At 63.1% G+C, this 19,066-nt stretch carries 14 protein-coding genes and 1 tRNA gene; 13 read left to right on the top strand and 2 right to left on the bottom strand.

Annotated elements, in window-relative coordinates; all coding sequences use genetic code 11:
* Positions 1-36 precede the first annotated feature (36 nt).
* The 6 genes from hutC to MRBLMU1_RS30460 all read left to right on the top strand — a co-directional run bounded on the left by hutC (position 37) and on the right by MRBLMU1_RS30460 (position 9,639).
* Positions 37-840 (top strand): histidine utilization repressor, encoded by an 804-nt coding sequence (gene hutC, locus MRBLMU1_RS30485; RefSeq protein ID WP_414646137.1) that lies wholly within the window; start codon positions 37-39, stop codon positions 838-840.
* A gap of 241 nt (positions 841-1,081) precedes the next feature.
* Positions 1,082-5,392 (top strand): PAS domain S-box protein, encoded by a 4,311-nt coding sequence (locus MRBLMU1_RS30480; protein WP_363509955.1) that lies wholly within the window; start codon positions 1,082-1,084, stop codon positions 5,390-5,392.
* A gap of 212 nt (positions 5,393-5,604) precedes the next feature.
* Positions 5,605-5,931, top strand: a complete 327-nt coding sequence (gene trxA, locus MRBLMU1_RS30475; RefSeq protein WP_090317452.1) for a thioredoxin TrxA — start codon at positions 5,605-5,607, stop codon at positions 5,929-5,931.
* 168 nt (positions 5,932-6,099) lie between these two features.
* Entirely contained in the window at positions 6,100-7,362 is a 1,263-nt protein-coding gene (gene rho, locus MRBLMU1_RS30470; protein ID WP_090317455.1) for a transcription termination factor Rho, read from the top strand.
* 170 nt (positions 7,363-7,532) lie between these two features.
* Positions 7,533-7,802 (top strand): type B 50S ribosomal protein L31, encoded by a 270-nt coding sequence (locus MRBLMU1_RS30465; RefSeq protein WP_363509952.1) that lies wholly within the window; start codon positions 7,533-7,535, stop codon positions 7,800-7,802.
* 112 nt (positions 7,803-7,914) lie between these two features.
* The gene (locus MRBLMU1_RS30460) at positions 7,915-9,639 is read left to right on the top strand and encodes an ArnT family glycosyltransferase (RefSeq protein ID WP_363509950.1); all 1,725 of its coding nucleotides are present in this window, start codon (positions 7,915-7,917) and stop codon (positions 9,637-9,639) included.
* Between the two features lie 61 nt (positions 9,640-9,700).
* Here MRBLMU1_RS30460 and MRBLMU1_RS30455 read toward each other — a convergent pair whose 3' ends face one another.
* Positions 9,701-10,090 carry a gel scht gene (locus MRBLMU1_RS30455; protein ID WP_363509948.1) on the bottom strand — a complete coding sequence of 130 codons (390 nt, stop codon included), beginning with the start codon at positions 10,088-10,090 and terminating at the stop codon, positions 9,701-9,703.
* Positions 10,091-10,543: 453 nt separating this feature from the next.
* Here MRBLMU1_RS30455 and MRBLMU1_RS30450 point away from each other — a divergent pair, with 453 nt between their 5' ends.
* Complete coding sequence (locus tag MRBLMU1_RS30450; protein ID WP_363509946.1) at positions 10,544-12,448, top strand: AAA family ATPase; 1,905 nt, start codon at positions 10,544-10,546, stop codon at positions 12,446-12,448.
* A gap of 3 nt (positions 12,449-12,451) precedes the next feature.
* Here MRBLMU1_RS30450 and MRBLMU1_RS30445 read toward each other — a convergent pair whose 3' ends face one another.
* Positions 12,452-12,976, bottom strand: coding sequence for a hypothetical protein (locus tag MRBLMU1_RS30445; protein WP_363509944.1), 525 nt, complete (start codon positions 12,974-12,976; stop codon positions 12,452-12,454).
* A 174-nt stretch (positions 12,977-13,150) separates the two neighbouring features.
* Here MRBLMU1_RS30445 and MRBLMU1_RS30440 point away from each other — a divergent pair.
* The 6 genes from MRBLMU1_RS30440 to MRBLMU1_RS30415 all read left to right on the top strand — a co-directional run bounded on the left by MRBLMU1_RS30440 (position 13,151) and on the right by MRBLMU1_RS30415 (position 18,964).
* Positions 13,151-13,235 (top strand) — tRNA-Leu (locus MRBLMU1_RS30440).
* Positions 13,236-13,462: 227 nt separating this feature from the next.
* A complete protein-coding gene (locus MRBLMU1_RS30435) occupies positions 13,463-14,674 on the top strand; it encodes a tyrosine-type recombinase/integrase (RefSeq protein WP_363509942.1) in 1,212 nt (403 codons plus the stop codon).
* 11 nt (positions 14,675-14,685) lie between these two features.
* The gene (locus MRBLMU1_RS30430) at positions 14,686-15,096 is read left to right on the top strand and encodes a hypothetical protein (RefSeq protein WP_363509940.1); all 411 of its coding nucleotides are present in this window, start codon (positions 14,686-14,688) and stop codon (positions 15,094-15,096) included.
* An 83-nt stretch (positions 15,097-15,179) separates the two neighbouring features.
* Positions 15,180-15,383 (top strand): helix-turn-helix transcriptional regulator, encoded by a 204-nt coding sequence (locus MRBLMU1_RS30425; RefSeq protein WP_363509938.1) that lies wholly within the window; start codon positions 15,180-15,182, stop codon positions 15,381-15,383.
* Between the two features lie 161 nt (positions 15,384-15,544).
* Positions 15,545-16,234, top strand: a complete 690-nt coding sequence (locus tag MRBLMU1_RS30420; RefSeq protein WP_363509936.1) for a hypothetical protein — start codon at positions 15,545-15,547, stop codon at positions 16,232-16,234.
* Between the two features lie 48 nt (positions 16,235-16,282).
* On the top strand, positions 16,283-18,964 hold the full coding sequence (locus MRBLMU1_RS30415; RefSeq protein ID WP_363509934.1) for a hypothetical protein: 2,682 nt from the start codon (positions 16,283-16,285) through the stop codon (positions 18,962-18,964).
* The last annotated feature ends 102 nt before the right edge of the window (positions 18,965-19,066 follow it).

Genomic DNA, 19,066 nt, shown 5'->3' with positions numbered 1-19,066 from the left:
CTTTTGCATCGGTGCTTTGAATTGTACCCGTGCCGGATGCTAAAATGCCCGCTCCGCCGCCCGCGGAGGCGCGCCAGGAGAACCCGTTTGAACGATCAAAGCGATCAACAGCAGCAAGACAATTCGCCGGCCGGCCCGGACGGCACCCCTATTTTCCAGCGCATCAAAGACCATTTGCTGGCGCAGATCGCGGCCGGCGTCTGGAAGGAAGGCGACGTGATCCCGTCCGAACAGGCGCTGGTCAAACAATTCGGCGTCTCCCGCATGACCGTCAACCGCGCCGTGCGCGAGCTCACGGCCGAACAGGTGCTGACGCGCCGCCAGGGCTCCGGCACCTACGTCGCCCAGCAAAAATACCAGGCCACGCTGCTGGAGATCAAATCGATCGCCGACGAGGTGCGCGCGCGCGGCCACGTCCACCGCAGCAGTCTGCAACAACTCGAACGCGGCAAGGCCAGCGATCTGATGGCCAAGCAGTTCGACCTGCCGGCCGGCCACCCGCTGTTCCATTCGGTGATCATCCATTTCGAGAACGGCGTGCCGATCCAGGTCGAGGACCGCTGGGTCAACCCGCTGTGCGCGCCCGACTACATGGAACAGGACTTCGCCAGCACCACCCCCAACGAATACCTGATGAAGGCGGCGCCGCTGCAGGGCGCCACCTACAGCATCGAGGCGCTGGCCACGCCGCGCGACATCGCCGACATGCTGGCCATCGACACCCGCCAGGCCTGCCTGGTGCTCAAGCGCCAGACGCTGTCGGGCGGGCGCATCGCCAGCATCGCCACCATGTGGCACCCCGGCCACCGCTACCAGTTCGCCGGCAGCTTCGCCCAATAAGCGGCGGCGCCGGCGCGTGACTCCCAGCCGGCAAGTCGCGCCGCGCGCCGCTTTCTCACCGAATGTCACGCCCGGTGCCGGATGGGGGGCGTTTTAGGGCGTCAAATGTGTCTTTTTCCAGACGCGGCGGCCCCGCCACGACGCAATTCCCTTCTTTTCTTGTCGATGAGATCACGGCGGTTAAAACTGCTATAGTTGGCTGCCTCCAGGCCCCCACTGTCATCGGAAAGGGAAGCTCTTGTTGCACAGCCGTCCCCGCGTTCGCCCGAGCTCCTGGCGCCGTTTTCCGCGCAAGGTGGCGGCGCTCGTCCTGATGCTGGCCGGCGCGCTCCACGGCGCCCTGGCCGCCGAAAAAGTCACCATCCAGCTCAAATGGCGGCACCAGTTCCAGTTCGCCGGCTACTACGCCGCGCAGGACCAGGGCTACTATCGCGACGCCGGCCTCGATGTCACCCTGGCCGAGGCGGTGCCCGGCGGCGACCCGCTGCAAAACGTCGCCGGCGGCGGCGCCCAGTACGGCGTCGGCAACACCGGCTTGCTGCTGGCGCGCGGCGCCGGCCAGCCGGTGGTGGTGCTGGCCTCGATCTTCCAGCATTCCGGCGCGGCGCTGCTGGTGCGCCGTGGCCCCGACGGCAAGCCGCGCCCGTGGGCCGGCAGCCGCGTCATGTTGGCGCCGAACAACGAAGAACTGACCGTCTACCTGAAGAAGCTGGGGGTGCGCAGCGACAGCGTGTACCAACTCGCCCACACCCACAACTACGACGACCTGCTGCAGGGCCGCGTCGACGCCATGTCGGTCTACACCACCGAGGCGCCGTTCGTCCTCGAACGCACCAGCCTGTCCTATGAGATCCAGTCGCCGCGCGCCATCGGCCTCGATTTCTACGGCGACGTGCTCTATACCACCGAAAGCGAATTGCGCGAGCATCCGGCGCGCGCGCGCGCGGTGCGCGAGGCGACCCTGCGCGGCTGGCGCTACGCCATGGCCCACCAGGGCGAAATCGCCGACCTGATACGGGCCCGCTACCCGGAGCGCAGCAACCGCGAGCTGCTGATGTTCGAGGCGCGCCAGATCGCCTCGCTGCTGGAACAGGACCTGATCGAACCGGGCTACAGCAACCCGGAACGCTGGAGCGCCATCGCCCGCGCCTACGCCCAGCAAGGCATGCTGCCGGCCGACTTCAAGCTCGACGGCTTCCTGTACCAGCCCGAGGGACCGAATCGCCTGCTGCGCTACGGCGGCTTCGCGCTCGGCGCGCTGCTGCTGCTGGTGACCGTGGGCGGCGCCTGGCGCCTGCGCAAACAATCGGCCGCGCTGAGCGCCGCGCGCGCCGAACAAAACAGCGCCGAACGCATCGCCGGCCTGGCGCTGGAAGGCTCCGGCGCCGGCATGTGGGAATGGCGCATCGATACCGGCGCGCTGAAACTGTCGGCGCGCTATTGCGAACTGCTCGGCTACGGGACGTCCGCGCCGGCGCCGGCGCAACCGCCCGCACAGCCGTTCGCGCAGTCGATGGAGCAATGGCGCGGCCACGTCCATCCCGACGACCTGGCGCAGGTCGAACGCGGCATCCAGGACTGCCTGGGCGCCCCGCCCGACGGCAACGTCCAGATCAACAGCGAGCACCGCATGCGCTGCAAGAACGGCGCCTGGAAGTGGGTGCTCATGCGCGGCATGGTGATCGGGCGCGACGCCGCCGGCAAGCCGCTGCGCGCGGTCGGCACCCTGGCCGACATCAGCGACCGCGCCGCCGCCGAGCAGGCGCGCCTGTGCGCCGTGGTCGACGCCACGCCGGGCGCGGTGCTGATCGCCGACAAGAGCGGGCGGGTGCGCCACGCCAACCCCGCCTGCGCCGCCAGCTTCGGCTACGACGGCGACATGGCCGGGCGCTCGGTCGACCAGCTGGCGCCGGAGGCGATGCGCAGCAACGGCCGCGGACGCGAGCTGTTCGCCCGTCCCAACCTGCCGGGCCGGGTGCTGAGCGCCCACCGCGCCGACGGCAGCACCTTCCCGGCCATGGTCCATATCTCGCAGGTGGAGCTGGGCGGCCAGGAACTGGTGATCATGGCGCTGCGCGACATGACCCAGCGCCAGCGCGCCGAGGAGGCGCTGCAGGCGAGCTCCGAGCGCTACCGCCTGATCGTGCAGACCGCCGCCGAGGGCATCTGGATGAGCGACGCCGACGACCGCACCACCTTCGTCAATCCGACCATGGCGCGCATGCTCGACTACGACGTCGAGCAGATCATGGGCCGCGCCATGACCGACTTCATGGACGCCGACGGCCGCCTGCAGCTGCACCACCACCTGCAACGGCGCCTGGCCGGCGAGGCGATCCAGGGCGACGTCAGCTTCCGCCGCAGCGACGGCAGCACCGTCTGGTGCCTGCTGTCGACCACCGTCATCAATTCCGACGCCGGCCATTACGCCGGCACCCTGGCCATGCTGACCGACATCACGGCGCGCCGCCAGGCCGAGGGCGCGCTGCGCGGCTCGAGCCAGCGCCTGGCGTCGATCTTCAACGCCGTCACCAACGGCCTGGTGATGGTCGACGGCAACGGCGCCATCCTCGAGCGCAACGCCGCCGCCGCGCGCATGCTGGCGCACGCGCTGCCGATCGAGTCCAAGGGCGGCGACGGCGGCGGCCTGTGGTGCGGCGTGCGCGAGGACGGCACGCGCTTCGACGCCGCCAGCCATCCGGTGCGCCTGGCCATCGTCACCGGCCTGTCGGTGCGCGACGTGGTGATGGGCATCGCCCAGCCCGACGGCGCGATGCACTGGCTGTCGGTCAACGCCGAACCGATTCCCGACCAGGGCGGCGCCGTGCCGCTGGTGGTGGCCAGCCTGACCGACATCACCGACCGCAAACGCGGCGAGGACGCGCTGCGCGAGTTGAACGAGCATCTGGAGGAGCGCGTCGCCCAGCGCACCCGCGAGCTCGACCAGGCGCGCCAGGTGGCCGAGGAGGCCAGCCAGACCAAGGGCCAGTTCCTGGCCAACATGAGCCACGAGATCCGCACGCCGATGAACGGCGTGATCGGCATGGCCTACCTGGCGCTCAAGACCGACCTCGATCCGCGCCAGCGCGACTACCTGGAAAAGATCCGCTTCGCCGGCGAGCACCTGCTGGGCATCATCGACGACATCCTCGACATCTCCAAGATCGAGGCCGGCAAGCTGGCGATCGAACAGGTCGACTTCGCGCTCGAACACGTGATCCAGACCCTGACCACGGTGGTCGCGCCCAAGGCCGCCAGCCGGGAGCTGGAACTGGTGTTCGACCTCGATCCGACCCTGCCCAAGGTGCTGCGCGGCGACCCGCTGCGGCTCGGCCAGGTGCTGATCAACTACACCAACAACGCCATCAAGTTCAGCGAAAAAGGCCGGATCGACGTGCGCGTGCGCCAGGTCGTCGGCGACGCCACCGGCTGCCTGCTGCGCTTCGAGGTGAGCGACTGCGGCATCGGCCTGTCCGAACGCGAGATCGAGAAGCTGTTCCAGTCGTTCCAGCAGGCCGACACCTCCACCACGCGCGAATACGGCGGCACCGGCCTCGGGTTGTCGATCTGCAAGCAATTGGCGCAACTGATGGGCGGCGAGGTCGGGGTGCGCAGCCGGCCGGGCCACGGCAGCACCTTCTGGTTCACCGCCCGCCTGGGCGTGTCGAGCGCCAGCGTGCCGGCACTGATCGACCGCGTCAAGGACGCCGCCGCCGAGCTGCTGGCGTCCTCGCGCAGCGCGGCGGTGATGGCCGCGCTCAAGAACGCCCGCATCCTGCTGGTCGAGGACAACACCTTCAACCAGCAGATCGCGCTGGAGATGCTGGAGGAGGTCGGCTCGTCGGTGTGCCTGGCCGCCAACGGCATGGAGGCGCTCGAGCTGCTGCGCCAGACCGCCTTCGACTGCGTGCTGATGGACGTGCAGATGCCACTGATGGACGGTCTGGAGGCGACCCGCCGCATCCGCGCCGACCCGCGCCTGGCCGACATCCGGGTGCTGGCCATGACGGCGACGGCCACCAGCGAGGACCGGGTGCGCTGCATCGAGGCCGGCATGGACGATTTCATCTCCAAGCCGATCCAGCCGGCGCTGATGTACCAGACCATCGCCAACTGGCTGCCCGAGCGCGACACCCCGCGCGAACGGCCGGCGGCGCCGGCGCGGCCGGCCTTCAAGACCACGCTGGGCGGCGATCCGGCGGTGATCGACCTGTCGATCCTGGCCAAGCTGCTGGGCTACCACCCGCACAAGGTGCGCAAGTTCGCCTTCAAGTTCCTGCAAAACAGCCAGGACGTCATCACCCGCATGGAGGCGGCGCTGCGGCGCGGCGACATGACGACGGTGCGCGACCTGAGCCACCGCCTGAAGTCGCCGGCGCGCACCGTGGGCGCGCTGGGCATGGGCGAGCTGCTGCACGAGCTCGAGGAGCTGCCGCTGGACGATCCGGCCGGCGCGGCCAGGGCGCGGGCGCTGCTGGCCGACCTGTGGCCGCTGCTGGAAAAGATCACCGAGCAGATCATGACCAACACCACCTTCGCCGACGACAATTGAGGCCTTTCGACAATCCGCCGCACATTTTTAAAAAATGGGTTATTATTTGAGCCATCCCCGCCTGCCGACCTTGTTGCCATCCCATCCAAGACATTGAATTCGCGCAATTGGCCACCATCTGTTGCCTGTAACCGGCAACGTTGTAGGCGATTGCGGACAACATGGCATAATCTCCAGGCGTTATTGACCCACAGACCTCGATTGAGGAATATATGAGCGAAAATATCAAACACATCACCGATACTTCTTTTGACGCCGACGTCCTGAAGTCCGACCGTCCCGTGCTGGTCGACTTCTGGGCCGAATGGTGCGGTCCTTGCAAGAGCATCGCCCCGATCCTGGAAGAAGTGGCCAAGGAATACGACGGCAAGATCCTGATCGCCAAGATGGACGTCGATTCGAACCAGGCGGTGCCCGCCAAGTTCGGCATCCGCGGCATCCCGACCCTGATCCTGTTCAAGAACGGCGTTCCCGCCGCTCAAAAAGTGGGCGCGATGGCAAAAGGTCAACTGACTTCTTTCATCGACAGCAATATCTAAGTACGATAGTATTTGCCTGCATCGACGGTGCCGCGCCCGCGGCGCCGTCGCTCACCAGGCGGAAAACGATGGCCCGGCCAGACCGCGGCCCGTTTTATAATTAAACAGACAACACCACGCAGTTCCCTCCCCTACCTTTACTTTCCCGTCACGGGACACTCAACACATATGCATCTATCTGAATTAAAGGCCCTACACGTCTCGGCATTGCTGGAGATGGCCATCGGTCTTGATATCGACAACGCGGCGCGTTTGCGCAAACAGGAACTGATGTTCGCGATCCTGAAAAAGCGCGCGAAATCCGGTGAACAGATCTTCGGCGACGGCGCCCTGGAAGTGCTGCCCGACGGCTTCGGCTTCCTGCGCTCGCCGGACGCCAGCTACATGGCCTCCACCGACGATATCTACATTTCCCCCTCCCAGATCCGCCGCTTCAACCTGCACACCGGCGATTCGATCGAGGGCGAAGTGCGGACCCCCAAGGATGGCGAGCGCTACTTCGCGCTGGTCAAGGTCGACAAGGTCAACGGCGAATCGCCGGAAGCCTCGAAACACCGCATATTGTTCGAGAACCTGACGCCGCTGCACCCGAACGAGCCGCTGCGCCTGGAACGTGACATCAACGGCACCGAAAACATCACCGGCCGCATCGTCGACCTGATCGCGCCGATCGGCAAGGGCCAGCGCGGCCTGCTGGTGGCGTCGCCGAAGTCCGGCAAGTCGGTGCTGCTGCAGCACATCGCCCACGCGATCACCGCCAACCACCCGGACGTGACCCTGATCGTGCTGCTGATCGACGAACGCCCGGAGGAAGTGACCGAGATGCAGCGTTCGGTGCGCGGCGAAGTGGTCGCCTCGACCTTCGACGAACCGGCCACCCGCCACGTGCAGGTCGCCGAGATGGTGCTGGAAAAAGCCAAGCGCCTGGTCGAGATGAAAAAAGACGTGGTCATCCTGCTCGACTCGATCACCCGCCTGGCGCGCGCCTACAACACCGTGATCCCGGCCTCGGGCAAGGTGCTGACCGGTGGTGTCGACGCCAACGCGCTGCAGCGTCCGAAGCGTTTCTTCGGCGCCGCCCGCAACATCGAGGAAGGCGGCTCGCTGACCATCGTCGCCACCGCGCTGATCGAGACCGGTTCGCGCATGGATGACGTCATCTACGAGGAATTCAAGGGTACCGGCAACATGGAGGTGCACCTGGAGCGCCGCCTGGCCGAGAAACGCGTCTACCCGGCGATCAACCTGAACAAATCGGGCACCCGCCGCGAGGAACTGCTGATCAAGCCGGACCAGCTGCAGAAGATCTGGATCCTGCGCAAGTTGCTGTACTCGATGGACGAGATCGAGGCGATGGAGTTCATCCTCGACAAGATGAAGGCCACTAAAAACAACGGTGAGTTCTTCGACATGATGCGCCGGGGCGGATAACCCTTCCCTCATCATGACAAACAGGCAACCTCGGTTGCCTGTTTCCGTTTACGGCTGTATAATCCCCGGTCGCACTATCTAAACCACTGGCAAGTGATCGGCAATCGGGTCAAGAAGCAGGATCGACCGACGAAGTGCTGTTTGGCTACCTAACCTACCGAGGCTTCAACATGAAACCAGAAATCCATCCAGAATACCGCGAAGTCGTGTTCCACGACCTGTCGTGCGACTTCAAATTCGTTACCCGTTCGACCATCCAGACCCGCGAAAAGATCCAGCACGAAGGTAAAGAATACCCGCTGATCAAGATCGAGGTGTCGGCTGAATCGCACCCGTTCTACACCGGCAAGCACAAAATCGTCGACACCGCTGGCCGCGTTGAGAAATTCCGCCAGAAATTCGGCGCCGTCGGTTCGAAGACCCAAATCGCCCAAGGTTAATTCCTTCCCGCGATCGAAAAAAGCAGCCTCTGGCTGCTTTTTTTGTTTGTCGGCCTCGCCGCTCGCCGGTTTTCCTTCATACTCCCGTCTACCTCAATTTGCACACTGATCGATGAAGCCAGTCCGTCTTCCCGCCGCCGCCACCCTGGCATTGCCACGCTGGGCCCTGTTCGCCCTGGGCCTGCTCTACATCCTGCCCGGCCTGATCGGCCGCGACCCGTGGAAGAACGACGATGCCGCCAGCTTCGGCATCATGTGGACGATGGCGCACGGCACCTGGCAGGACTGGCTGTGGCCCAACATCGCCGGCCTGTCGATGCCCGACGAGGGCCCGCTGGCGTTCTGGATCGGCGCGCTCGGCATCAAGCTGTTCGGCTGGCTGCTGGGCGACGTCATGGCCGCCCGCGTCGGCACCGTCGCCATCTTCCTGATCGGCGTGTCGTCGCTGTGGTTCGCCACCTTCAACCTGGGCCGCCGCCAGGACGCCCAACCGCTGCGCCTGGCCTTCGGCGGCCAGCCCGAGCCGGACGACTTCGGCCGCACGCTGGCCGACGCCGCCGTCCTGATCTACCTCGGCTGCCTGGGCTTGCTGCTGCACAGCCACGAAACCACCTCCGAGGCGCTGCAGGTGTCGCTGACGGCGTTCATGCTGTACCGCACCGTGCGCTACGTCGAGGCGCCGTCGCTGCGCAATGCCGCCCTCAGCGGCCTGGCGATCGGCCTGCTGACCCTGACGCGCGGCTGGGTCACGCCGGTGTTCCTCATGCTGGCGGTGTTCGCCTGCACCCGCCTGCTGGCCCAGCCGGTCCTACGCGCGCTGCGCGACCTCGGCCTGGCGCTGCTGGTGGCGGCCGCCGTGGCCGCCGTGTGGCTGGTGCCGGCCGAGGCGCTGCGGCCCTACGACCAGCAGCCGCTGCAGGCGTGGATGGGCTGGAACCTGAACCAGGTCGCGCTGCCCACCATCGCCGCCTTCAAATACTTCTTCCGGGTCGGGGTCTGGTTCTTCTGGCCGGCCTGGCCGTTCGCCGGCTGGGCCGTCTGGGCCTGGCGCCGCCAGCGCTTGGCGCTGCACATCGTCGTGCCGCTGGCCTTCGTCACCATGGGTACGCTGCTGAGCTTGTCCACCGAGGTGCCCGAGCAGGGCCAGTTGCTGGTGCTGCTGCCGCCGCTGGCCGTCATGGCCGCCTTCGGCCTGCTGACGATGAAGCGCGGCGCCATCAACGCCATCGACTGGTTCTCGGTCATGGCGCTGACCTTGTGCGGGGCCGTCATCTGGCTGTTCTGGATCGCCAAGCTGACCGGCTGGCCGGCGCAGTTCGCCAAGAACGCGTTGAAACTGGTGCCGGGGTTCACGCCGGAGGTGGGCTTGGTGGCCGTGCCGGTGGCGCTGCTGGCCACCGCCGGCTGGTTCGTGCTGGTGCACTGGCGCGTGTCGCGCCGTCCGACCGTGCTATGGCGCGCCGTGGTGCTGTCGTCCGGCGGCGTGATCCTGATCTGGATCCTGCTGATGACATTGTTCCTGCCGGACGTCAACTACAGCAAGAGCTACGCCAGCGTGGCGCGCCAGATCGCCGAGAAGATTCCGTCGAAGGCCGATTGCATCGAAACGAATGTGGGACCGGCGCAACGCGCCTCGTTCGCGTATTACGCGCAACTGCCGTTCACCGGTGTCGAGGGCGGGCGCTGCAACCTGTTGTTGCTGCAGGACAGCACCAAGGTGCGCGACAACCGCGAGATCCAGCCGCAGCATCGCGGCAAACAGTGGGTATTGATCTGGGAAGGTCGCCGCCCGGCAGACCGCTCCGAGCGCTTCCGCCTGTACCGCCGGGTCGACTAAAAGAGAAAAGCGTGGCGCGCCGGCGGCCGCTACGCCGCCGCCCGCCCCGCGCGAGGCCGCATCAGCGGCGCGCCATCATCATCGTGTTGGCGGGCAGCTTGGCGGCCATCGGCAGCTTTTCAAAGTTGCTGATGCCGACCGTTTGCGCCTCGTCGCTAAAGACGATGCGGGTGCCCTCCTCGGTGACGAACTCGGTCGGCGAGGCGGCGAAGATGCGCACGCGCTGGCCCTTGTCGATCTGCGTGTAGTAATGGTTGCCGCTCTGCGTGAACCGCAGGACCTGGCCATTGGTCAACTGGTAGGCGTTTTTGAAATCGGCGAACTCGCCCGGCGTCACGTAGTAGCGGGCCGGCTTGGCCTTGATCTGCACGCTGCTGTCGTCGGCGCGGGCGGCGGACATCGAGGTGAGGACGAGGGCGGCGGCGGCGATGCTGAACAGGGTCTTTTTCATGGTGTGCTCCGTAAGGTTGTCGGTTCAATAAACTGCTCGGGGATCACCGCTGGAATGTGCTGTTCAGCGGCTGACGTGATCACATTAACAAAAGCCGCCGCCGATATCCGGCGTTTGCGACGAGCTGTAAAACGACGGTCTTCAAAAGCAAAAAAACGCGACGAACGGAATGCGCCCGGGGCCGCCCCGCACCGGCGGCCGCGCGCGCCGCCGGCTGTTGCGCGAGACGCTTATTTGTTGAGCAAACGCGAGACAAAACGAAAAAGGACCGCTATAGTTCGCATAGGACGAGTTGCCGCACGGCATGTTAGTTTCACAAGATTCGGCCCACGATAACCCTTAGCAACACCCGGCTGCGCCACACCGCGCACCGGCAACGGCGGCCTCGGCTGCTGCGCCCCACTCCCGCGCACCAGCCCGACACTCAGCTGCCCACTCCAGGTTGGATAGCACATGTTTACTCTTCACAAACTTCAATCCGCACTCCGCAACAATTACGTCCGCGCCGCGTTGCTGCTGCTGGCGGTCGCCGCCGCCGCGCTGTTCAGCTGGCGCAGCGACGTGCCGCAGGACACCGGCCCGATCATGCGTTCGCAGGACATTTCGCAGATCACCGCGCTGGCGGCGCAGCGCGAGAAGCTGGAATACCTGATGGTGGCCGCGCCGCTGTCGGAGGCACCGCGCTATATCTTCAAGCTCAAGGGCGACCCGATGCTGCGCGTGATCAAGGTGCCGAGCACCTCGCACCTGAGCCTGGAGCGCGAAGTCCTGCTGCGCAATAACATTCCCTATTCCATCGCGCGCGAGGACTACCTGGCGTCGCACAAGGCGGTGCTGGTCGACGAGGACGACAGCAAGCTGGCGCGCGCCGGCGGCTTCCTGCGCCGCCACGCGGTCGATATCCTGCTGATCGGCCTGGTGCTGTTCCTGCTGCGCCATGGCATCCCCGGCACCGGCGTCAGCGCCACCGTGCTCAATCCCGAGCAGCTCAAGGGCAATATGGACGACCTGATCGGCATGGAAGATATCAAACAGGAAGTGCTGCACCTGGAGGACATGATCCGCAACCGCGCGGTGTACCGCGAGCACGACATCGACAAGCCGTTCAACGTCATGCTCACCGGCCCGGCCGGCACCGGCAAGACCAAGCTGGCCGGCTACCTGGCCAAGCGCCTCAACGTGCCGCTGATCCAGGCGTCGGCCTCGGCGCTCGAATCGGGCTACATCGGCGGCGGCTCCAAGGCGCTGCACGCGCTGCACCGCAAGGCCTGCGCGCGCGGCAGCTGCATCATCTTCCTTGACGAGGCGCAGGGCTTGTTCATGCCGCGCGGGCGCGGCGAAAAGAAATGGGAAGACGACACCGCCAACACGCTGCTGGGCCTGCTCGACGGCGTGCGCAGCGACCAGGGCGCCGGCGTCATCTGGGTGGTGGCCTCCAACTTCGACGACGCCTCCTCGCAGATGGACGAGGCGATGCTGCGCCGCTTCTCCGTCAAGATCAACTTCCGCCTGCCCAACAAGGGCGAGCGTAGCGAACTGCTGCGCTCCTTCCTGTCGCGCAAAGCGGAGGGCTGCGTCGACTGGGACGCGCTCAACCTCGACCACGTGGCCGAGATCACCGCCAACCTCAGCCCGGCGCTGTTGCAGACGGTGGTCGAGCGCGCCAGCATGATCGCCATCCAGGAAAAGACCATCATCAACACCGACCTGATGTTCCGCGCCTTCGAGCGCGCCACCATCGGCCTGACCGACCGCGCCACCACGGCCGAGAAGACCCGCCAGCGCGAACGGGTCGCGCTGCACGAGCTGGGCCACTTCTTCATGCAGATCGATCCGTGGCTGCGCGAGGGCCTGCCGCTGGCCGAGGTGAAGGAACGCTCGCCGCTGCTCAAGATCAGCACCGAGTCGGTGTCCAAGCTCGGCGCGCTCGGCTATGTGCTGTCGGCGTCGGACGACGTCGCGCTCCGCACGCTCGAGGAGCTCGAGCGCGACGTGATCCAGCTGTACGGCGGCGTGGCGGCGGAGGAGTTGTTTTATGGCGCGCGCGGCATCTCGGTCGGCAGCCAGAACGACATCCAGAAGGCCACCTCGATGCTCGACATGATGGTCAACAAGCTGTCGATGTACTCGCGCTCCAAGCTGGACTACTCGCAATTCAAGAACAAGGAAAACGACCTCGACCAGGTTCAGGCCAAGGCGGACGAGCTCTACACGTACACCTTGCAATCGATCAACGACTACCGCGAGCAGATCAGCGAACTCAAGGATGTACTGATGGACCAGTATGTGCTGTCGAAGGACGCCATCTTCGCGCTGCTGGAGCAGCAGCATCAACAGCGTTTGTTGAAGGCCGCATAACGGTTAGCGGCTGACGACGAAGATCATCTGCGAGATGTTGGCTGCCGCGAGCAGCCACATCGCGAACTCGACCCGGCCCACGCGCCGCTCAGCCCTATCGACGCTGGCGGACAAATGCCCGACCATGACGGACAGCGCCGTTAACTCCGCACGCAGTAGGGAAAGCTCATGCTCGAGCGTTTGAACCCGTGCCACCAACGCATTCAGCCGCTCCTCCAGCACCGCCACTTTAAAGGTCAACGCCGCCACTTCCTTGCGCAAGGCGGCCACTTCCCTGCGCAAAGCGGCCAACTGTTCCCCGTGGTTGCCCAGTCTGCGCTCAAGCGCATCCAGGCGCTCGCCGTGCTCCGCCAGCTGTGCGCCATGCGTTTCCAACTGCTCGCCATGGGCCGCTTTGACCAACTCGGCCAGCGCATCGACCCGCGCCGCCAGCATATCCACTTTCTGCGACAATTCCATCGCGCCCTCCGCCCCTTGCGGTGCATGATTGAAGTTTATACGGTTTACGGGAATATGTCGGTCGTTCATGCATCCATTGTGACGCCTGGAAAAACGGACTCATCCGAAGAAAACGGCGCCGTTTGATCTGCGTCGAACGGGGGTGTGGGCTGCCCGGGATGATAGGTCACTTGCTTAAAAACCAAATAGTGCGGATCAAGGCTTGCGGCTGCGGGGCAAATCAGTGATAATGCGGGTCGCGTTGCCGGGATGGCGGAATAGGTAGACGCACGGGACTCAAAATCCCGCGCCGCAAGGCGTGCCGGTTCGATTCCGGCTCCCGGCACCACTATACATATGTCAATATGAATCAAATCGCCTCACACACTCTCGAAACCCGCATGCCTCCTAGGCAGAGCGGGTTTTTTGTTATGTCGTGGCGTCTCATGAAATCTTATCCCAGCTCAACACTTGGGCGGTACCTCTGGCGGTACCTCTCAGGACTACGGATTAAGTACCGTCACTCCGACTGGTACGTCCGTAGGCTCCCTAGAGCTTCTAAAAAGGATAAGATTTATGGCTTTGACCGATACCTTCGTTCGCCAAGTTAAACCTATTGGTAACAGCAATAAGAAGTATCAAGATGGTGACGGCATGTACTTGCTCGTCAAATCTGCTGGCAAATACTGGCGCTTCGATTACCGTTTCAACGGTAGCCGGAAAACTGCTGCGTTCGGCACTTACCCGGAGGTGACCTTGGCGAAGGCCCGTCAGCGCCTTCAAGACGCTCGGGCACTGCTGGCCGATGGTGTCGATCCATCGAGTGCAAAACGCGCCAAAAAGCAGGAGCAAATTCTGCTTGAACAACAGACGTTTGAATCGATCGCGCGGGAATGGCTGATCAAGACCAAGGTACTCCGGGCGGAAACGACGCAGATTAAGGTAGAAAGCTGGCTGACCCGCAATATCTTCCCACACATTGGCAGCTTGGCCGTTTCGCAGATCAAGCCGCGTGATGTACTGCTGGCAGTCCAGCGCCTGGAGGCCCGGGGCGCTATCGAATCCGCGCACCGGGTAAAACAGTTGTGTGGCCAAGTTTTCCGCTACGCCGTCGCTTTGGGGCTGGCCGAACGCGATGTGACTCAGGACCTCCGTGGCGCACTTTCACCCGTTCCGCCAAACCACTACGCCGCAATCACCGATCCTGGTGAGGTTGCCTTGCTCATGCGCGCTATTCATGGGTATTCCGGTCACCAATATGCTGCGGCCGCGCTGAAGTTGTCGCCCCTCCTCTTCGTCCGCCCCGGCGAATTGCGCAGCGCTGAATGGCGTGAAATTGACCTCGCAGCTGGCGAGTGGCGCATCCCCGGAGCCAAAATGAAGATGAAGAATGACCATATTGTCCCGTTGGCAACCCAAGCCGTTGCGATTTTGACGCGCCTAAATACGATGACCGGGCACGGCCGGTACGTTTTCCCGAGCATTCGCACTGAAGACCGCTGCATGAGCGAAAACACCATCAATGCCTGTCTACGCGGCTTGGGGTACGCAAAAGAGGTCATGACGGCGCACGGCTTTCGAGCCACTGCTCGTACAATCCTCGACGAGGTGCTGGAGGAGCGCGTGGACTTGATTGAACACCAGCTCGCGCACGCTGTGAAAGACGTCAACGGCCGGGCGTACAACCGCACCGCGCACCTCCCCGCCCGTCGGTTGATGATGCAGCGCTGGGCAGATTATCTTGATGGACTGCGCGCCGGTGCTGACGTTATCAAAATGATTGCATAGCGGGAGCCAAGATGAGCGAAAATACAAAAAAGAACAGAGGCGTCTTGGCGCGGGAGCGCCCGAGTGGACGATACATTTCGGATTATGAGCGGGGTCTGGCGTCGACGCTCTTGGATACCTACACAGCTGCGCTTAGCAGCCCCGATAGACGTTATTGCCCCAATCCTGATGATCCTGAAGAAGAGCAGGTCACGCTGTATGCTGACCAAGTTGTCGACTACTTGCTCGCCGACTTGGCCCGCATAAGAGACCACGGCACTTTGCATTTCTCGGAAATCGATACGAACGCCATCCTGATCCGCGCATTCGTACGTGAACGACGCGCTGCGGGTGATACGTATGAGAAAGCTGTTGAAGCAGGGGCGCAACGCTACCCAATGGGGGAGCGCACAATTCGACGCGTGGTCAAGGCCAAAAGCTGACAGAGTTTGGCCGTGACCACCACAGCCGCAACTGGTGTAATGGATTCCTCACCGCTTCATAGCGGATCATGTGAAGGAAACCAATGACCACCCGTATCATCCGCATCGCAGACATCGCGACGACCCCCACCAAGGCCGGCATCCTGCCGGTCAGTCCTGCGACCGTCTGGCGCTGGGTCCGCGACGGCAAGTTCCCGCAGCCGTTCAAACTCAGCGCAGGCGTCACCGCGTGGCGTCTGTCAGACGTCGAGCAGTTCATCGCGGCCAGCTCGGTCACGACCGCGTAATCACAAGCGCGGGCCGATACTCATGACCTACCCAATTACCTACCGACCTACCCAGCCGCCGTAACAAGCAATCCGGGCACAAGCCCAATCTTCGCATTTAGAAATTATCGCCCCGTTGCGAGGGGTACTTTTACGCCTAAATTAGGCAGAATAGATCACTCATGAACATTAGTAACATCGCATCTGTCCCAGCCGTTACAGCTGGTTTCCCTGTAACTAAGCACGCTGAGGCAGCGTGCGACAAGAAATATCCAGTCCAGTTGAAAGAATGGCTGGAGCGTCGAGCTTTCACCATGAGCATGCAAGCGTTTGGCATGTGCGTTGCGCCCGTGCGCTCGGGTCGCCTGCACGCCCTTAAAGATCACGTGGCAGACGTTGCGACACAACTGATTGCGGAGGATGACTCGGCTATTGATACGCTCCGCAGCGCGCCGCTGGAATTCAAGCGTGAGGTTCTGCGCTACATGCAAATCATCCCAGCAGCGATTGCTGCGGCGTTCCTGGGCGTGTCCGAAAAGAACCTCACCAACTGGCAGCAATGCTGGTCGATCTTCGGGAAAAGCTACGCTGGTGCACACTGCTACTCGCTTAAAGAGCTGCACATGATCGCGGAAAATCGCGGCCAGATCTATACCGGTCTCGTCTCTGACGATATTCGCGCAGTAGCAAGCGTCGCTGATACCGCGCTCGACGAAGTTGTCATGGTAGAGGAAGAAGTCGCAGCAGCATTCGTCGATATGAGCCGCATAGAGATCCATGCCGAACTCCCACGTAACGCACTGATGCGGCGCCCGTACCGCCTGGCCGACCTGGAAAAAATCCGTGTCGCCAAGCTGAACGCTTCCGCCTAGACCTCAACCGACGTGGGCTGGGAGGTCCACGTCATTCTCGGAGAATTAATGAGTACTAATCAACCAATCGTCGCCTCTGACGATAACCAGCCGAATATCGGCGCCGCCGTGACCGTTCTGACCAACAGCGTTGGCAACCTGACCAAGACCTTCTCGAAGCCGAACGGCAAGATCGAAAAAAAATCCGCCGCCTTCCTCAAAGAAGGTTTCTTTAACGTGTTCATCGTCGCTACCCTGAAAGCGCTCGACATCTTGCTTAGCGGCCTGAAACCGAACCAAGCAGTGACGTACGGCCGGCCAGAGCTGGATGCGGGCAACGTAACCGTTCAAAGCTCCATCACGCCACCACCGGATACCGTGTTCCGCACACGTGACTACTTCGCGTTCAGCACCGGACCGGGCATCTTGATGTTGGATTACGACCCACCGAAGAATGCGCCGGCGGTCTCGCAGTACGAGCTGATCGCCATGCTGCACAAGGCGTGCCCTGCGCTGAAAGGCGTGGGTATGCTATGGCGCCCAAGCTCTTCGTCCGGTGTGGATGGGGCGGAAATTCGCGGGCAGCGCTTGTACATTCAAGTGAGCGACGCGAGCCAAATTCCACGCATCGGTCAGGTGCTGTTCGACCGCTTGTGGCTGGGAGGATTCGGCTACTACACCATCAGTAAGTCGGGCCAGTTGCTGGAGCGAGGCCCCATTGACACCGCAGTATGGCGCCCAGAAGGGATGGACTTCGCTGCGGCTCCGGTTCTGGGCGCGGGCGTCACCCGTACGCAATACGACAGTATGGTCATCGACGGATGCATGTTACAGGTTGCTGACTGCGAGGACCTGTCCGCATCTGAAGCAGTCGAGCTGAAGAAAATCAAGGATGGCGCACGCAAGGCCATCCAGCCCGAAGTACTCGCAGTGAAGAGCCAGTACATCGAAGAGGAAAAATCGAAAATGCCCGTTCGCTTGAAGCAACTGGGCATCGAGTCGGACGACAAAGCAATTGGCGCAATGATCGAGCGCGCGGTCAACCAGCGCGTGCTGATGGGCGACTGGCTGTTGACTACGCAAGACGGCAAGGCGGTTACGGTGGGTATGGTGATGGACAAGCCGGAAAAGTACCACAGCACCCGTTTCGCAGATCCGCTGGAGCCTGACTATGATCTGCGCGTCGCAGTTGCGAACTTGCACAGCGGCGGCCGTCCATACATCTACTCGCACGCCCACCACGGCGTGCGGTACGACCTGGACCGTGCGCCATCAGTCGTGGGGGTGAACAATGCGGAACTGCCACGGATGGTGGATCAGACCGCCGTCATCCTCAAAAAATCAAGCCAGATTTACGAGCGCGCTGGCGCAATGGTTTACGTGAATGGTGACGGCAAAATCATCCCTGCCAAGCCGCAATGGTTGGCCGTACAGATTCAGCGCCTGTGCCGCTTCGAGGGCTGGGACAACCGTAAGAGTGAGCTGGTCGCTGTCGCTTGCCCAGCAGCGGTCATCCAAGGCTTGTTGACCGATGCCGCAAACCTGCGCATGAACAAACTCACTGCTGTGCGCAACGCACCGACGATGGATTGCGATGGCCGCCTGATCGTGGTGCCCGGCTACGACGAGAAGACGGCCCTGCTGCTTACCAATGACCAGGACGGAAACTGGCCGGCTGTGCCCTCGTCTCCGACTCACATGCAACTCAAAGCAGCATTTGCTGAGCTGTGGGTGCCGTTCAGCCAGTTTCCATATGCGTCTACCGCCGACATGTCCGTCGCACTGGCCGCCGTGCTGACATCGGCCGTGCGGAGCTGCTTGCGTACCGCGCCCGGATTCGGTTTCAGCGCGACAGCAGCAGGTACTGGCAAAACGCTGCTTGCGCAGTGCATCGGCGCGCTGTATGACGGTGTAGCTCCCGCAGTCAGCCCGCCATGCCCAGACGAAGCTGAGTGGTCCAAGAGCCTGTTCAGTGCCGCAATGGGTGGCTCCGGCACGATGCTGTTCGACAATGCCGAGCACGCTATCGAATCAGCATCACTGTGTGCCGTCACGACAGCGCCATCAATCAAAAGCCGCGTGCTCGGCGAGTCCCGCGAGGCTGAGGCGGAACACCGTATGCTGGTTCTCGCCACGGGTAACGGGTTGCAATTCGTGGGCGACCTGAACCGGCGCTTCTTCATCTGTCGGTTGGACGCGAAAATGGAAGCGTCGACGGTGTCCGCGCGCGAATTTCAACTTGAACCCTTGGGCTACTGCCTCAAGCATCGCCTCAAGTTGATCGCCGCCGCGCTGACTCTGATTCAAGGTTATGCCTGCGCAGGATTACCGCGTGTTTGCGATGGCCTGGCGTCGATGGATGACTGGAACAAGTTGGTCCGCTCGGCCATTGTCTGGCTGGTGCACCAAGGCGTCCTGGATGGCTTCGTCGACCCCAAAGCGGCGCTGATTCGTGACGGTCAGAACGACCCCGATGCCGCGCAGTTGATGGGCGTGCTGGAGATCGTGAAGAGCGCCTTCGGCACCGGCACCCGCTTTACCGTTGCTGATCTGGTCAAGCGTTCAGGGAAAGCGCAGGGAGGAAGCCGTGACATCCTGCTCGATATCGCCGGCGACCGTGGCGACATAAGCACCCGAAAGTTGGGGCAGTTCTTCCAAAAGCGTGAAGGGCGCATCATGAACGGCATGCGTATCAAGCGAGGCCCGTTGGATCGCCAGAAAACGGCCACCTGGGAGGTGACCATGAACTAACCACCTCGACAACGCCCCGGATGCGGGGATGTGCAGGGACCTTTTAACCCCGAATGAACTTTGATTTTATTATTTTATTGATATGGTGATACATCCGCCAGT

The organism is Burkholderia sp. LMU1-1-1.1, from assembly GCF_040675865.1.
Taxonomy (GTDB): Bacteria; Pseudomonadota; Gammaproteobacteria; order Burkholderiales; family Burkholderiaceae_D; genus Rugamonas.
This window is presented reverse-complemented; position numbering and strand designations above follow the sequence as displayed.

Excerpts from the sequence above, each read along its gene's own strand:
- hutC (WP_414646137.1), top strand. The coding sequence starts at position 37 with ATGCTAAAATGCCCGCTCCGCCGCCCGCGGAGGCGCGCCAGGAGAACC.
- MRBLMU1_RS30435 (WP_363509942.1), top strand. The coding sequence starts at position 13,463 with ATGGCTTTGACCGATACCTTCGTTCGCCAAGTTAAACCTATTGGTAAC.
- MRBLMU1_RS30465 (WP_363509952.1), top strand. The coding sequence starts at position 7,533 with ATGAAACCAGAAATCCATCCAGAATACCGCGAAGTCGTGTTCCACGAC.
- MRBLMU1_RS30420 (WP_363509936.1), top strand. The coding sequence starts at position 15,545 with ATGAACATTAGTAACATCGCATCTGTCCCAGCCGTTACAGCTGGTTTC.
- MRBLMU1_RS30425 (WP_363509938.1), top strand. The coding sequence starts at position 15,180 with ATGACCACCCGTATCATCCGCATCGCAGACATCGCGACGACCCCCACC.
- rho (WP_090317455.1), top strand. The coding sequence starts at position 6,100 with ATGCATCTATCTGAATTAAAGGCCCTACACGTCTCGGCATTGCTGGAG.
- MRBLMU1_RS30415 (WP_363509934.1), top strand. The coding sequence starts at position 16,283 with ATGAGTACTAATCAACCAATCGTCGCCTCTGACGATAACCAGCCGAAT.
- MRBLMU1_RS30430 (WP_363509940.1), top strand. The coding sequence starts at position 14,686 with ATGAGCGAAAATACAAAAAAGAACAGAGGCGTCTTGGCGCGGGAGCGC.
- MRBLMU1_RS30450 (WP_363509946.1), top strand. The coding sequence starts at position 10,544 with ATGTTTACTCTTCACAAACTTCAATCCGCACTCCGCAACAATTACGTC.
- trxA (WP_090317452.1), top strand. The coding sequence starts at position 5,605 with ATGAGCGAAAATATCAAACACATCACCGATACTTCTTTTGACGCCGAC.
- MRBLMU1_RS30460 (WP_363509950.1), top strand. The coding sequence starts at position 7,915 with ATGAAGCCAGTCCGTCTTCCCGCCGCCGCCACCCTGGCATTGCCACGC.
- MRBLMU1_RS30455 (WP_363509948.1), bottom strand. The coding sequence starts at position 10,090 with ATGAAAAAGACCCTGTTCAGCATCGCCGCCGCCGCCCTCGTCCTCACC.
- MRBLMU1_RS30445 (WP_363509944.1), bottom strand. The coding sequence starts at position 12,976 with ATGAACGACCGACATATTCCCGTAAACCGTATAAACTTCAATCATGCA.